This is a genomic window from Paenibacillus sp. FSL H3-0302 (genome assembly GCF_037982245.1).
In the GTDB taxonomy this organism is placed as follows: Bacteria; Bacillota; Bacilli; order Paenibacillales; family Paenibacillaceae; genus Paenibacillus_AQ; species Paenibacillus_AQ odorifer.
Map to the genome: position 1 here is coordinate 3,902,473 of NZ_CP150284.1, position 14,972 is coordinate 3,917,444.

13 protein-coding genes are annotated in these 14,972 nt (G+C 45.0%); 3 read left to right on the forward strand and 10 right to left on the reverse strand.

What is annotated here, in order from left to right; translation table 11 throughout:
- Positions 1 to 7: 7 nt before the first annotated feature.
- The 7 genes from MHH50_RS17305 to MHH50_RS17335 all read right to left on the reverse strand — a co-directional run bounded on the left by MHH50_RS17305 (position 8) and on the right by MHH50_RS17335 (position 7,205).
- The gene (locus MHH50_RS17305) at positions 8 to 1,318 is read right to left on the reverse strand and encodes a hypothetical protein (protein WP_340033181.1); all 1,311 of its coding nucleotides are present in this window, start codon (positions 1,316 to 1,318) and stop codon (positions 8 to 10) included.
- A gap of 150 nt (positions 1,319 to 1,468) precedes the next feature.
- Complete coding sequence (locus tag MHH50_RS17310) at positions 1,469 to 2,026, reverse strand: outer spore coat protein CotE (RefSeq protein WP_036687755.1); 558 nt, start codon at positions 2,024 to 2,026, stop codon at positions 1,469 to 1,471.
- A 226-nt stretch (positions 2,027 to 2,252) separates the two neighbouring features.
- Positions 2,253 to 3,275, reverse strand: coding sequence for an HD-GYP domain-containing protein (locus MHH50_RS17315; RefSeq protein WP_051491532.1), 1,023 nt, complete (start codon positions 3,273 to 3,275; stop codon positions 2,253 to 2,255).
- Between the two features lie 164 nt (positions 3,276 to 3,439).
- On the reverse strand, positions 3,440 to 4,426 hold the full coding sequence (locus tag MHH50_RS17320; RefSeq protein WP_076190180.1) for an aromatic acid exporter family protein: 987 nt from the start codon (positions 4,424 to 4,426) through the stop codon (positions 3,440 to 3,442).
- Positions 4,427 to 4,519: 93 nt separating this feature from the next.
- Positions 4,520 to 5,356 (reverse strand): ABC transporter permease, encoded by an 837-nt coding sequence (locus MHH50_RS17325; protein WP_076128364.1) that lies wholly within the window; start codon positions 5,354 to 5,356, stop codon positions 4,520 to 4,522.
- A complete protein-coding gene (locus MHH50_RS17330; protein ID WP_340033183.1) occupies positions 5,356 to 6,165 on the reverse strand; it encodes an ABC transporter ATP-binding protein in 810 nt (269 codons plus the stop codon). Before MHH50_RS17330 ends, MHH50_RS17325 begins: the two co-directional genes overlap by 1 nt.
- Before the next feature lie 17 nt (positions 6,166 to 6,182).
- On the reverse strand, positions 6,183 to 7,205 hold the full coding sequence (locus tag MHH50_RS17335; protein WP_076128360.1) for an ABC transporter substrate-binding protein: 1,023 nt from the start codon (positions 7,203 to 7,205) through the stop codon (positions 6,183 to 6,185).
- Between the two features lie 271 nt (positions 7,206 to 7,476).
- Between MHH50_RS17335 and MHH50_RS17340 the strand changes: the two genes are divergently transcribed.
- Positions 7,477 to 9,180, forward strand: coding sequence for an alpha-amylase family glycosyl hydrolase (locus MHH50_RS17340; RefSeq protein ID WP_076128357.1), 1,704 nt, complete (start codon positions 7,477 to 7,479; stop codon positions 9,178 to 9,180).
- Here MHH50_RS17340 and MHH50_RS17345 read toward each other — a convergent pair.
- On the reverse strand, positions 9,167 to 9,847 hold the full coding sequence (locus tag MHH50_RS17345; RefSeq protein WP_076128355.1) for a hypothetical protein: 681 nt from the start codon (positions 9,845 to 9,847) through the stop codon (positions 9,167 to 9,169). The genes MHH50_RS17340 and MHH50_RS17345 overlap by 14 nt on opposite strands.
- A 142-nt stretch (positions 9,848 to 9,989) precedes the next feature.
- On the opposite strand from MHH50_RS17345, the gene MHH50_RS17350 reads away from it, so the two are divergent.
- A complete protein-coding gene (locus MHH50_RS17350; protein WP_036687997.1) occupies positions 9,990 to 10,229 on the forward strand; it encodes a hypothetical protein in 240 nt (79 codons plus the stop codon).
- Positions 10,230 to 12,757: 2,528 nt separating this feature from the next.
- Here MHH50_RS17350 and MHH50_RS17355 read toward each other — a convergent pair.
- Positions 12,758 to 12,985, reverse strand: coding sequence for a hypothetical protein (locus MHH50_RS17355; protein ID WP_038571602.1), 228 nt, complete (start codon positions 12,983 to 12,985; stop codon positions 12,758 to 12,760).
- Between the two features lie 122 nt (positions 12,986 to 13,107).
- On the opposite strand from MHH50_RS17355, the gene MHH50_RS17360 reads away from it, so the two are divergent.
- Entirely contained in the window at positions 13,108 to 13,734 is a 627-nt protein-coding gene (locus MHH50_RS17360; RefSeq protein WP_076128352.1) for an FMN-dependent NADH-azoreductase, read from the forward strand.
- A 103-nt stretch (positions 13,735 to 13,837) separates the two neighbouring features.
- Here the strand turns inward: MHH50_RS17360 and rsgA are convergent, their stop codons facing one another.
- Positions 13,838 to 14,929 carry a ribosome small subunit-dependent GTPase A gene (gene rsgA, locus MHH50_RS17365; protein ID WP_076133795.1) on the reverse strand — a complete coding sequence of 364 codons (1,092 nt, stop codon included), beginning with the start codon at positions 14,927 to 14,929 and terminating at the stop codon, positions 13,838 to 13,840.
- Positions 14,930 to 14,972: the final 43 nt, after the last annotated feature.

Below are 14,972 nucleotides of genomic sequence, written 5' to 3' on the forward strand. Positions count from 1 at the left end.
AGTAAAATCACACTTTTACTTTGCTGCACCATAACTCACGTATATCCCGTGATTCATCCCACGTCCGTTCAGCGGCAATATAGTCGAATAAAGGCTCGATATAGGGGGCGGCAATCTCGTAGCCGCCTAGGGAACGCAGCTGCGCCAGCAATGGGGGGATTGCGGCGCGCAGCGGAGATTTATCGCCGCTGTAGTAGGCGATATGCAGGTCTTCCCGGTCGAGCGGGCGTTGCGTCAGGTCCTCATAATGGCTCACGATTAGGTGAGCCAGATAGACCGCGCCTTTAGCGATGACCGGGGATACCAGGAAGCTCGGTAAGGTCCGGTACTCGAAGCCGCCATGCGGCTGAGTCCGGAAATCGCCGAGCACGCCGTATCGGGGACGACGCGCCCCTGCGCGGACGTCTTCGAGCAGAAGCATGGGCAGCGCGAGATAGTTATCGAGCGCGCGCAGCAGCGGCGCCGTCAGCGTCACGCCGCTGAAGTGCAGATGGCCGCCGAGGGCCCAGCCCGTCAGCGGCATGCCTCCCGCCCGCCAGCGCAGCGAGCGGTCGGCGATGAGCCGGTCCGCCAGCGCCGCGGCGGACATCAGCTGCGCCAGCAGTGCGCGCGGTTCCCCGCGCGGCTGAGGGCGCAGCTCGGCGACCGGGAACGCGCCGCGCGTTCCCGGAGGTCCGGCGTCGCAGCCAGCGACGCCGTCCGTGGGCAGGTACCGCGACGCAGGCACGACGCGGTAGGTGGATTCCCGGAGGATGATAAACTCCGGGTCCATGCCCATCAGCAGTCCGCTGCGGCCCGGCTGCTCCAGAGCCAGCTTTCGTTCCAGCGCTAACGCTGCGGAACGATAAGGCTCGGGCAATCGTTGCCCGGAGGTCTTTACTAGTGGAGTGACTCCCTCCACCACATACCTCCGGTTCCCCATTGCCCTCAGCAGGACCTCACCGCTATCCAGCCCCAAGCTATACAGCGTGCGGACAGCAATCCGCTGGAGCAATTTCATCACCCCGCGAAGCTCTCCCCGCACTCGGCCTCCCGTGGTATTGCTCTCGGCATTAGCAATCCTCACAGCTTCGCTGTAATTATCGGCGGCCGCACGCATTCCAAGACCTGCTCCAAGCAAAGAGATGTGGAGGACAGTCAAATGATAAACCAATATCTTATAACACTGCCTGTGGCCCTTCTCAGTAGCATGTGAAGCATATGTATCGACAAACCGTTTTCCAGAGGGCGTCAGCGTTGCTTCAACCCCGCTTCTAAGCAATCTGGACTCTCTCTCTGCCACAGACAATTCTGAATACACCTTAAGACCTTCATTCATACTCTTTAGCGCCTCCATCCGAGCGTGAACCTTTTTTCATCCTAAAAATAAATAAAAAAAAGGAGGGCATTCGCCCTCTACGCCGCCGCACTCCCTACATATAATGGACCATAACCCATTGATACTCAGTTAACGGCGGCGTATCCTTCCTTACAGCTCATCATCCAGATTGTCAGGGTCCAGATCATCGTAATCGAAGCTATCACCTTCAAAATCATAATCCTTGTCTTCTGGATCATCACTTTGCTCAGTGACATACACACGGACTTTGGTCTCAGCCACCAACTCCACTTCGAATTCGCGCTCTACGCGAAGTGTCACACTGCCTCCGCCTGGCGATACGCCCGCTTCTACACAGTTGGGTTCCTGCGTTGCCTCCGCAGAGACCTCAACTGTTGAAGTGCGGTGTCTCGTGTCCAGGTAGGAAAGCGGAATGAGCTCCACATAAGAGACTGTTTCCTTTGCTACCTCGGTCTGCTTGTTCTTGTCGTACGAGTACCAGATGTTTACATCATAAGTACCAATTACTTCGATTCCGTTCCCGGCGGCAACCGCTTCGTATTGGTGGTTGATAATCCAAGCCCCCAAAATACTAGTCGGATGATGTGGCGGAGTCACGGTATGGGTTGCTGTAGAGAACTTACGACCTTTGCCGCAAATTGCCTTCGTAATGATCTCCCTTGTTTGACGTTTATGGCTTAATGACATCTTTGAACCTCCTCCATACAATCATTCACTATCAAGTGTATGCAGGTTCTAGGCATTTGTTGATTGTTAGACTATAAATAAATTTGAGTAAGCCCTCAAGAAGGCTTTTTCAGGAGACTCATAGTTCATTTTATTTCAAATTTTGTACATATATGAGTAGATTCCAAAAATGGTCCAACCTGTTCCGGAGCCATTCCTACCCCCTCAAAAAACCTTAAAACACCAGCTATTGCGGGATTACCCGCACAATTCCAAGTGATCTATGTTTGCTTAAGTCAATAAAATCCTCATCAATATTCACCAGTGGCCGCAAAGGGTCTGTAGCAAGAATCATAACAATTTTTCCTTTTCGCCCATCTGTCAATTCCACTTCGTTCCCTAGCATTGACTGCATTAACTTATTAATAAACACTCTGCAAATATAAGGGTCGAGCTTACCGAACACGCTCTCCTCCATTTGCAGTAATACTTCGTATAAAGGAGCCGCTTTACGATAAAATCGGTCGGAAGTCATCGCGTGAAACACATCAGCCACAGCAACGATTTTACTGAAATCAGTAATCCGGTTCCCAAGCACACCAAATGGATAACCACTGCCGTCCATTCTTTCATGATGCTGTAAGGCTACTAGCGCTTGGGTATGGTTTGTGCCTACCGTATCCCTGATCATCTCATACCCAAAGGTCGTATGCTTTTTCATCAGCTGAAACTCTTCGTCAGATAATGGACCGGGCTTAGTTAATATGTCATCCGGGATTCTCATTTTGCCGATATCGTGAAGAGTTGCTGCAATGGTCAACATGCTCAAATCCTCAGACTTTAGCTTCAGCCATTTGCCTAGCAGGGTAGATATTATGCCCACAGCTACATTATGTCTGTATGTATAATCATCTTTGGTCTGCAAAGCAGCCAATACTCCGTAGAAGTCATTCTTTTCGCTTACCTGCTGGATAAACGGAATCACTTCATTTCTAACTTCCAGCATAGGAATTCTTTTATTTTTGTTATGACGAATCTGTTCAAAAATATTCTCAATCGCAGCTGTACAATCATCAATTGCAAGCTGGAAAAATTCCGCGCTATCCAGCTGGACGACGTCATGAGATTCCAGAGTGATCTTATGTTGACGAATTAATCTAATATGTTCAGCACTCAATAAAGTCAATGCGGGTAAAACAAATACTCCTTTGTCATTAAAGAGGTTAGCTACAAGTTGTTTTCCGATAAATGATTCCATATCTTTGTCCATACGCCTCACCTGCCAATGCGGAAAATTCGTATATGAATTTCCTGCTTGAATTTGAACTCACCCTATAATTGTTAATCTCTTTCGAAGATCAACTTTTAGTTCATACATATTTTATCGTGATTTCAGGGGCGAATGTTAATACTTCACTTTATTAAAGCCTAATTTTAAGCTTTTTTCCGGGTGAGTAAACGTTTCTCAGGCTTATAGCTGACCGGTATTTTATGGCGTTTCGCAATTTTTAAATACAGTGCCAATTCTCTGCAAAGCTGCAGAATCGCTGATCGCACTTCAAATTCCTCACGTGTCTCTGGCAAATCCATGCTTTCAAACTCATGTTCAAGCTCTTCCAGCAAATGTTCCGTGCGGCCTGTATATTCTTCAGCCAAAACATCTCCGCTAAGCTGGTCGAACAATTCAGCTACCATCTCTCCATGCGGTAAATGGCGATATACTTGAGAAATCAGCTGCATCATGCTTTGTATCGATTCCAGCTGCTCCTTACGCATATAGAAATAGACATTCCAAGCTTCATCAGGATGAATTACATGATTCTCCATCTCGCGAGTAGCTGCTGTCAGTCCCCGCTGCACTGCATTATCCGCTTCAATTAATTCTTTGCCATCCCACATATACGCAGGCTCACGCAAAGTACGGGCCATCTGAGTAAAAATAACTGAAAAGTATCGATCCACTTCCTTGCGGATTCCATAAATAACTCCCCCAGTCTGTGGCATGTAAATTAAGTTGACCACCCCCGCTGAACCGAGACCTATGGCCAGTAGCTCTACTTGCTGCAACAACACATGTAGCGATAACTCAGCTTGTCCAAACACACGAAACACAATAACAGAGCTAGTGACAATCCCTTCCTTGTAGCCAGACTTCACAATCATCGGAAAGCCAACAAGAACGTACAGTCCAAGTACCCAGTAATGAAACCCTAATATCCAAAATAAAATACACCCAAAAAAGAGTCCCACGAGCGAGGCCAAAAAACGCGCCGTTATCGTCCGGAAACTCCTTTTCAAGGTAACCTCCACACCCAGAATGGCTAAAAGCCCTGCACTTTGTGCATTGGGTATGCCTACTGCAGACGCGAGAAGAACGGACATTAACGTCGCAGCAGCTGTTTTAATCACACGAAATCCCATAACCCTATCTCTCCTTAAAAGCACTAACCGTTAATAGGTAAAGATATAGACATGTTACAAGATTTTGTGAATGGACACAACGTTACATTAGACTTACCGACGGTATAACAAGCGCTTCTCCAGATACACTACCAGTTGATACATTGCCGTTGCTACGGCTGCAATAATCAGCAGACTGGACATTACAAGCGTGAAATTAAACACCTGGAATCCATATATGATCAGGTACCCAAGACCGGATTTTGCTACTAGAAACTCTCCTACGATAACCCCGACCCATGACATTCCCACATTCACCTTTAGGGTAGAGACCACCGTTGGAAAAGATGCCGGAAGAATCACTTTAAAAAACACCTGAACTTTAGAAGCTCCAAAAGAGCGGACCACCTTCACCAGATTAGGATCCACACTGCAAAAGCTATTGTAAACAACAAGTGTAGTAATAATCACCGTAATCGATAAGGTTGTCACAACGATAGCGGTGAAACCCGCCCCGAACATTACGATAAAAATCGGCCCCAAGGCCACCTTCGGCATACTGTTAAAGACAACCATAAACGGATCAAGCACCGCTGATAAAAACGGAGACCACCAAATAATCACTGCCAGCAGTGTTCCTAACAAGGTTCCCAGAACAAAGCCTACCGCAGTCTCTCCTACCGTCATCCCCAAATGAGGCCACAAGCTTCCACTGATCATATCCTGCCAAATCTGTTTGAAGATTTTTGTCGGGTAGCTGAACAATAACTCATCAATCCAGCCCATTCTTGCTCCCGCTTCCCACAACACAAAGAACAGCAGCAACAGACTGCTTCTTACAGCAATAACCTGATTACGCCGGCGCTGTTTAGTTTTTTTGAAATCCACATGCATTTGCTGCAGCCACAGTTCACGGGAAGCTAAGACACCCGCTTGCTCTGTTCGTTTCATTAGCTTTCCCTCCCTGCGATCTCCATCTCTGTCCATACTTCATGAAAAAGCTCCGCAAACCCTGGCTGATCACGCGCATACAGCGGTGGGGCTGAGCGGATTAGCTCCGGAACAGGAAAAACTTTACGAATCTTCCCTGGATTTCGCTGCAATAAAATAACCCTACTGCTGACCGCAATCGCTTCTGACAGATCATGCGTGACCAAAATAGCCGTGGTTCCCCGGCTGCGTAAGGTCTCTGAGACTAAATCTTCCAGCTGAAGTTTGATCTGATAATCAAGTGCCGAGAACGGCTCGTCTAACAGCAGCAGTCCTGGATTGGTAGCTAATGTTCGTACAAGAGCCACCCGTTGCCGCATCCCTCCGGATAACTGAGAAGGATAGGCCTGTTCTTTCCCTTCTAATCCCATCTCGCGCAGCAGCTCCAAAGTCCGGTTATGGCTCTCCTCGTTTAAGCTTCCGGTCAGCTCCAGTCCAAGCACGGCATTGTCAAAAATACTCCGCCAAGGAAAAAGATAATCCTGCTGCAGCATATATCCAACCTCAGGTGAAGGGCCTAGAATGGGTTGGCCATTTACGAATACTTCTCCCTCAGAGGGCTGCAGCAGTCCGGCAATAATCGATAGGAGAGTCGTCTTACCACAGCCACTTGGGCCTACTAAGCTGACGAATTCTCCTTGCTCGACATTAAGATTTAGATCCTCAACGGCCAGTGAAGCTTCCCGATCGCCGAGATAGGCATGCGTTACTCCCTTTAATTGCACTACTGGAAGCAAGGTCATCCCCTCCTTATAGTTAACAAAATCCATTTAGGATCTTATCTCTCTTATTTAGAGCTACTGCTCTTTATGGTCTTTTCAGCTTTTTCAGCAAAAGTATTATTCACGATCTTTTCTGCTGGAACACGTTCTTTAAGTTCACCTGCGTTGTCCATAACATCTAGCAGATTATTCCATTCTTCATTATCAACAACCGGATTAATAGCGTAGGTGTCCTGTTCCTTGTAGCGTTTTACAGCAGAAATCACAATGTCACGATCCGTTTTATCAAAATAAGTTATTATGGCATCCGTAATTTCTTCAGGACTATGTTCCTTCACCCAAAGCTGAGCACGCTGGATGGCATTAGTGAACTTTTGCACGGTGTCACCATTTTTGCTAATGTAGCTGTTTTTTGACATGAATACCGTATAAGGTAAATAACCGCTCTCCACCCCAAACGATGCCACTACAGCTCCCCGGTCTTCTCGTTCGAAGATAGAGGCCTGCGGCTCAAACAGCTGCACATAATCCCCAGTACCTGAAGCAAATGCACCGGCAATATTAGCAAAATCGATATTTTGGATCAAGGTAATATCCTTCGCAGGATCAATTCCCTTTTTAGATAAAGTAAACGCGCCTGCCATTTGTGGCATTCCGCCTTTTCTTTGACCAAGGAAGGTAGAGCCCTTCACTTTATCCCAATTAAAATCTCCATCAGCCTTACGGGCGAACAGGAATGTTCCATCCCTTTGAGTCAGCTGTGCAAAATTAATGACCGGATCATCCGAGCCCTGCTGATACACGTAAATGGAGGTTTCTGAACCAACCAACGCCACATCAATAGCTCCTGAGAGCAATGCAGTCATGGTTTTATCTCCACCGGGAATCGTCTGCAGTTCTACATCCAGCCCTTCATCTTTGAAGAAACCTTGAGTCAAGGCAACATACTCGGGTGCATAAAAGACAGAGCGGGTAACCTCCCCAATCTTCACCTTTACCGTCTCTGACTTTCCGCCGCAACCGGCAAGTACTGAAAAGCATAAAGTAATGATCATGAGCGACAATGACAGCTTTTTCCGAATCTTCATTCTTCATTCTCCTTTCTTACCGGGTCCTTCGCCCTTGCTTAAAGCATATGCACATGCCTACTGAAAGGTTAAAATCCCGAATATCGTGGGGAATTAAAAGAATATCCATGATATCAGCGGTTTTTATTGATTTTATGGATAAATATCACTGGATTTGCTGTTTTTATATCTGTGCAAACGTTTTACCTGAGGATTTGATTACAGTACTATAAGAATTAAAGCGCTTACCATTTCCTTTATAGGAAAATTGCAGCAGAAGGGGTTATTTTATATGGATAAACGAGCAACATCTATCGCCAAAAAACACACAATAAACGGACTTTTGACTCTTAGCTTAACTGCCGTTCTGCTATCCGGTTGTTCAGGAAATAATAACAATATTCCTTCCTCTGCCTCCCCTTCTCCATCGCCAAAAGCAAATACAGCTCAGAATACTACAACACCTCCCGCTGCAAAAACGATTACCACTGACGAACAGCCCTCAACGGTTTATTATGAGATTTTTGTTCGTTCATTCTATGACTCTGACGGGGATGGCATCGGTGACCTCAAAGGGATTACCAAGAAACTAGATTACTTAAATGACGGAAATCCTGACACCACAGACGATCTGGGGATCGGTGGGATTTGGCTTATGCCTATTAACCCTTCACCAAGCTATCATGGTTACGATGTGACAGATTATCGTGCAATCAATCCAGATTATGGGACGATTGAGGATTTACAAGAGCTCGTTACGGAGGCGCATAAACGTGGGATTAAAGTAATTATGGATTTGGTCGTGAATCATACCTCCAAAGAACATCCTTGGTTCGTAGATTCCGCTAAAAATAAAGACAGCAAATATCGCGACTGGTACATATGGGCCGAAGATCAAGGACGCCCTGCCAATGGAGCTAGTGCCGCTGGTAGTGGCAGTGCATGGCACTCTTTACTGGGTAGTCATTATCTAGGTGGCTTTTGGGAAGGCATGCCTGATCTAAATTTTGATCAAACGGAAGTTCGTAATGAAATGAAAGATATCGGCAAGTTTTGGCTGGAACAAGGGGTTGATGGATTCCGTTTAGACGCTGCTAAACATATTTACGAAGACCTTCTAAGCGACAAAAGCCAAGCCACAACTAATAAAAATGTATCTTGGTGGCAGGATTTCCGCAAAGCGATGAATGAAGTGAATCCTCAAGCTTATATTGTCGGCGAAGTATGGGAGAATTCTGCAGTCACCGTAGGGGCTTATTTGGATCAAGCCTTCGACTCTAGCTTTAACTTTGGGTTAGCCGAGACCCTTATTAATTCCGTGAAAACTGAAAAAGACAGCGGGACTGCCTTTACGCTGGAACGTACGTATAATTTGTACTCCAAAATATCTGATAGCCATTTTACCGATGCAATTTTTTTGACAAATCATGATCAAAACAGAGTCATGAGTCAATTAGACGGCAATCTGGATCATGCAAAAATGGCAGCAGCCCTGCTGTTAACCTTACCTGGAAATCCTTTTATTTATTATGGTGAAGAAATAGGAATGCTTGGTGTAAAACCAGATGAAGGAATTCGTGAGCCCATGAGATGGATGACAGCGGATCAGGGTGAGGGGCAGACTACTTGGGAGGTCGGCAGCAATAACGCTGATGATGTTAGCATTAATGTCGAAAGCCAGACTAACGACAGCAGCTCACTGCTTAAAAGATACCGCGAACTCATTGCGTTAAGAAACGAAGTCTCTGCGCTCCGTGATGGCGGAATTCGAGACTACACTTCTGGCAATGCAGGGGTAATGGCCTACGAACGTATAACAACAGAGGATCAAGTCCTCGTTGTTCATAACCTAACTGGAGATGAACAAATCATTACGCTTCATCCAAATGCCGAGGGTATCTCTTACACCAAGATCCAAAAGACAACTGCTGACAAAGTGACCTTAAATTCAGATCAGCTTACTCTTCCTCCCTATTCAACGGTTATTGTGGACTAGGAAAAGAAGAGGAATGAAACACCCACTCTGCAACAGAACCACATAATTGTGCTTTCGATATAGGAAGAGCTACAATCCAGTCTTGGGAAGGATCGCTGCTCATTCGCAGCAACCAGCCACTTGAATGATCACTTATGAAGCTAGCATACTGAAACTTCCAGCCATTTTCACTAGAAATACAGAGTCGCAATTCTCCCTCTGCGTCGAAGCATTTCATCACTTGTGCAAGATGGTTGGAATGGACATCATCTCCTGTCTCTGCAGCTAAACACTCTGAGAGTCTGTGAACCGTAGAGGAATCAGAGCCTTTTTTCAGCTCCTCGAACCTTTTTTTTGACATTAGTAACGCCGGAATCCCGTGAGCAAAGGGCTCCATTGCTCTCTCACATTCGAACAACTCGAGACAAAAGCTCTCTGTTTCCTCTCTGTTCTTCAGCACACACGGAGGAGAGTCCGGTGTATTATTGCAGTAGGCTAGTATTTTATCCTTATGTATTTGTAAACACAGATCTTTAGTTTTCTCCTTCTCTCTATATTTGAATCTACCTATCCTTTCTGCTGTAGACGCAGTATTTAACAATTCATTTAAAACTACTTGGTCGGTTACCCGATCTGGAAATAAAAATTCCGTTAAATCCGTTAAATCCGTTCGTTCTTTCTCATTCACATTATTGTATCCTTCCTGTATTACATATAAATGTATATTAAACTAGCAATCTTTATGTTATCATAAGCTAATTTTAAGGTAAAATTAAGAAACAAGGGGTATGATCATTAACATGAAATACTTGTAGCGAGGTGATTTCAAAATGAGAATGCTCATCACATTTCAGAACAAACTTGTACCTGTGTATTTCACAACAGAAAATAAACAGCCCACTCAAAAAGTACTTAGATTACTTAACAGTACGCTGGAGCTCAAAATTCAAAAGGGCAAAAGTGCCCTCCAGAAATGCCTCAATTCTCTGATTAGTATCGAAATTAAAGGCTCTGAAGCTATATTGCACAGTTACAGTGAAAATGATTCATTGGCGCTATCCCTCTATTAATGGAGGGGTAGTTTTTTTGTCACAACATTGCTGTCCTCAGCTTTCTAATAAGGAACGTCCTAAGTAGCCAAGAGGTGCTGCTTGGACCCGTTGTCTTTTTGATGCTAACTTGATCAAAAATGACACTCCGTTTGATTGAGATACTATTTGCGCATACATAGACATACATAGCTTCAACTCTCAAAGTCAGGGACCTTGGTTCGCTGGTCCTGCTTGGTTCTGCTTGGTTCTGCTTGGTTCTGCTTGGTTCTGCTTGGTTCTACTTGATTCTGCTTGATGCCACTTTGTACTGATTTGTGCTATTTCATGGCACGTTTGGATTTCTGCTTGCCGGCCATCCCCATAGTCGGCTGCTATCGGACTCAGATGACCTTAATCGTAACTTTTGGGCTCATTTGGAATTCTAACGGACCCCAGGGTCACTATTGGCTCGAAAAACACTAATTATCGTCCTCAAAAAGCTAAATAGCTGCGCTGGAGTCCGAAACTCTGCTCTAATGTTCATAAATTCGCATATAGCGTCATCTGAGTCCGCGGTAATCTAAATTCGAAACTCAGTTTGCTTTAGTTGCTATTGTCGTGTACATAGTTGCTACTGTCGCGTACATAGTTGCTACTATCGTGTACATAGTTACTACTATCGTGTACATAGTTACTACTGTTGTAGCTTTAGTCGCTGCTTTTGAACTCATAGCCACTGCTTTCGGACTCAGATGACCTTAATCGTAACTTTTGGGCTCATTTGGAATCCTATCGGACCCCAGAGTCACTATTGGCGCGAAAAACACTAATTATCGACCTCAAAAAGCCGAATAGCTGCATTGGAGTCCGAAACTCTGCTCTAATGCTCATAAATTCGCATATAGCGTCATCTGAGTCCGCGGTAATCTAAATTCGAAACTCAGTTTGCTTTAGTTGCTATTGTCGTGTACATAGTTGCTACTGTCGCGTACATAGTTGCTACTGTTGTAGCTTTAGTCGCTGCTTTTGAACTCATAGCCCCTGCTTTCGGACTCAGATGATCTTAATCGTAACTTTTGGGCTCATTTGGAATTCTAACGGACCCCAGGGTCACTATTGGCTCGAAAAACACTAATTATCGACCTCAAAAAGCTAAATAGCTGCGCTGGAGTCCGAAACTCTGCTCTAATGTTCATAAATTCGCATATAGCGTCATCTGAGTCCGCGGTAATCTAAATTCGAAACTCAGTTTGCTTTAGTTGCTATTGTCGTGTACATAGTTGCTACTGTCGCGTACATAGTTGCTACTGTTGTAGCTTTAGTCGCTGCTTTTGAACTCATAGCCACTGCTTTCGGACTCAGATGACCTTAATCGTAACTTTTGGGCTCATTTGGAATCCCATCGGACCCCAGAGTCGCTATTGGCGCGAAAAGCACTAATTATCGACCTCAAAAAGCTGAATAGCTGCATTGGAGTCCGATACTCTGCTCTGATGCTCATAAATTCGCATATAGCGTCATCTGAGTCCGCAGTAATCTAAATTCGAAACTCAGTTTGCTTTAGTTGCTATTATCGTGTACATAGTTGCTACTGTCGGAGCTTTAGTCGCTGCTTTTGAACTCATAGCCACTACTTTCGAACTCATAGTACGATTCTATCGGACTCAGCTGACCTTAAACATAAATTTTGGGCTCATTTGTAATTCTATCGGACCCCAGAGTCACTATTGGCGCGAAAAACACTAATTATCGACCTCAAAAAGCTGAATAGCTGCGCTGGGGTCCGAAACTCTGCTCTAATGACTGAAAATTCGCATATAGCGTCATCTGAGTCCGTTGGCCGCTGAGGATACTTGGAAGGTCACTTAGCGAGTGATTTGTTGTCTGACTTAGCCGTTAACTTGGTGTGTAGCTCAGTGGGTTACTCGGCGGGTGATTTGGTGTTACTTGGTGTGTAGCTCAGTGGGTTACTCGGCGGGTGACTTGGTGTGTAGCTCAGTGAGTTAATCAGCGGGTGACTTGGTGTTACTTTGTGTGTAGCTCAGTGGGTTACTCGGCGGGTGATTAGTTGTGTTAGTCAGTGAGGTGACTTAGCCGTTAACTTGGTGTGTGACTCAGTGGGTAACTCAGCGGGAGAATTTGTTGTGTGCCTTAGTAAGTCGTTTAGCGGTTGACTTAATGTGTGACTCAGTTAGTAACCTACACGTTACTAGTTATGTGACTCAGTTAGTAACTTAGCCGTTAACTTGGCGTGTGACTGACTCAGTGTGTAACTTAGCAGTTGACTTAGTGTGTAACTCAACAAATGACTTTGCATGGGTCATCAGATTAGATGTAGCGGGTGGCCTGACCCTACTATGTCACCTGCCAAAAGTGACGTTTGTCGTAGGTTGGCTTTCATTTGCTGCCCCTTTATGCTGAAGCAATCTGCCAGAACTAAAAAACGCAGAGCAGTGATCCCCCCTTAACGGGAGGATCACTGCTCTGCTATATTTACGGACTTTTTTAACCCAAGGACTCTGTCTCATTCAGCGAAAAATCTACTATTAGGAAGAGCTAAGCAATTATCAGCTGATCTTGTAATTCTTCTGCTCTGCTTTTTCAGCTTTCTGGATTCGAAGTCTAAATAGCTTCACTAAATTCTGACGCGTATGCTCTTCGTGACAGCTGTCCAATTTTTTAATGATAAACCGATCGATGGACATGTCAATCGCTCCTTTTAGATCATTCTGGAACTTATAGAGACAGGAAATTATTTCCTGTTCTCTTGTATCACCTATTAACCTTGTTTTCATTTTTTCAAACTCCATAAGCGCAAACAAATTTCAAGAACAAAAAAATAATTTACAAACAAAAGATTACATGCTATATTAAATATAGTTAATATTAAATACACACATGCAAGGGAGAAATCATAATGTCTAAAGTTCTATTTATTAAAGCAAACAACCGTCCAGCAGAACAATCCGTAAGTGTTAAGCTTTATAATGAATTCTTGGAGAGCTACAAACTCAACCACCCAGAAGATGAAATCACTGAGCTTGATCTGTTCGCAGAGCAACTTCCATACTACGACAATACCCTGATCACTGGTATGTATAAAGCCGCTCAAGGATACGAAGCAACACCTGAGGAAGCAGCTGGTGCCGCTATCGTTAATAAATATCTTAATCAGTTCATCGCTGCAGATAAGGTAGTATTCGGTTTCCCACTGTGGAACATGACTGTACCTGCTGTATTGCACACTTATGTAGATTACCTTTGCCAAGCTGGTAAAACATTCTCTTACACTGCTGAAGGTCCAGTTGGTCTTTTGACAGGTAAAAAAGCAATCGTTCTGAATGCAAGAGGCGGTATCTACTCTGAAGGTCCTGCTGCAAGTGCTGAAATGGCAGTAAACTTCATCGTAGGTAACCTTAACCTGTGGGGAATTAAAGATATTACACAAGTAATCATCGAAGGCCACAACCAACTTCCAGCACAATCCGCTGAAATCATTGAAAACGGATTGCAACTGGCTAAGGAAACTGCTGCATCCTTCTAAACCATAACCGTTTAGATTCAATTCAATAATGAAGGGCGCCCCTTAGCTGTCAAAAGCTAAGGGGCGCCCTTTTTCAATGTCTATGCCGTTATATCAATTCTTTTTAATATTCATCCAGCTCTTTACGCCATCCGTATCCTCTGGTTCTGGATGAACTCACTTTAGTGGAAGCTGCGCTTTTTCTCTTAAGCTTGGCTTCTTTATTATTTTGGTACAATACTTCTCGTTGTGTTTTTCGGTAGTTGAATAGTCTCTTCTCTTCCAGTTCACCTGTTTGGACTGCTTCCAGTACAGCACAGCCCTCTTCGCGTTCATGTCTACAGTTACTAAACCGGCACTTAGAAGCTAGACCGCTGATATCACTAAACGCTAGATCAAGACCACCTTCATCTTCCCAGAGCTGCAGCTCCCGCATCCCCGGTGTATCTACGATAATCCCCCCATCCGGCAAAACAAACAGTTCACGGTGGGTAGTAGTATGACGTCCGCGGCTATCCCCTTCTCTAACATCCTGCGTAATCTGAAGGTTCTTCCCGCATAGCCAGTTGACCATTGTCGACTTCCCACAACCGGAAGAGCCCGTAAGAGCTACTGTTTGACCCTCACCAATGTAAGGCAGCAGCTTCTCGCGTCCTTCATCTTGTATTGCACTAACAGCATGTACTGATACTCCGGGAGCCGCGCTCTCCATTTCAGCGATTTTACTGTCTGCATCAGGACAAAGATCCGCTTTAGTGAGTAGAATAACTGGATTTGCTCCACTATTCCAAGCCATGATCAGATATCTCTCCATCCGGCGAACATTAAAGTCATCATTCAACGCGCTGACCAGAAATAATGTGTCTACATTGGAGGCAACAATTTGCTCATCTTGTGTATTTCCTGCGACTTTGCGTGAGATCACACTCTGCCGAGGCAATACGCCATGTATGATTCCATGCTCGCCGCCATCTTGCATCGCCAATGCTACCCAGTCTCCAATGGCAGGAAAATCACCCGAGGCTACAAATGTGTGTCTCAGCTTCCCGGCAAGCTCTCCCCACGTCTCTCCTACATCAGTTAACACCTTGTACTTACTGCCAAAGTCACCAACGATTCTCCCGGGAATAAATTGTTTATCCTCTGCATGACTCCACTTTTCATTCCATTTTGTACTCCAGTTTTCATTCCAACCATATTGCTTTATGCTATTCATTCATTTCCTCCTAAAAGATATGTTTATGTTTTTTCTTGCCCCT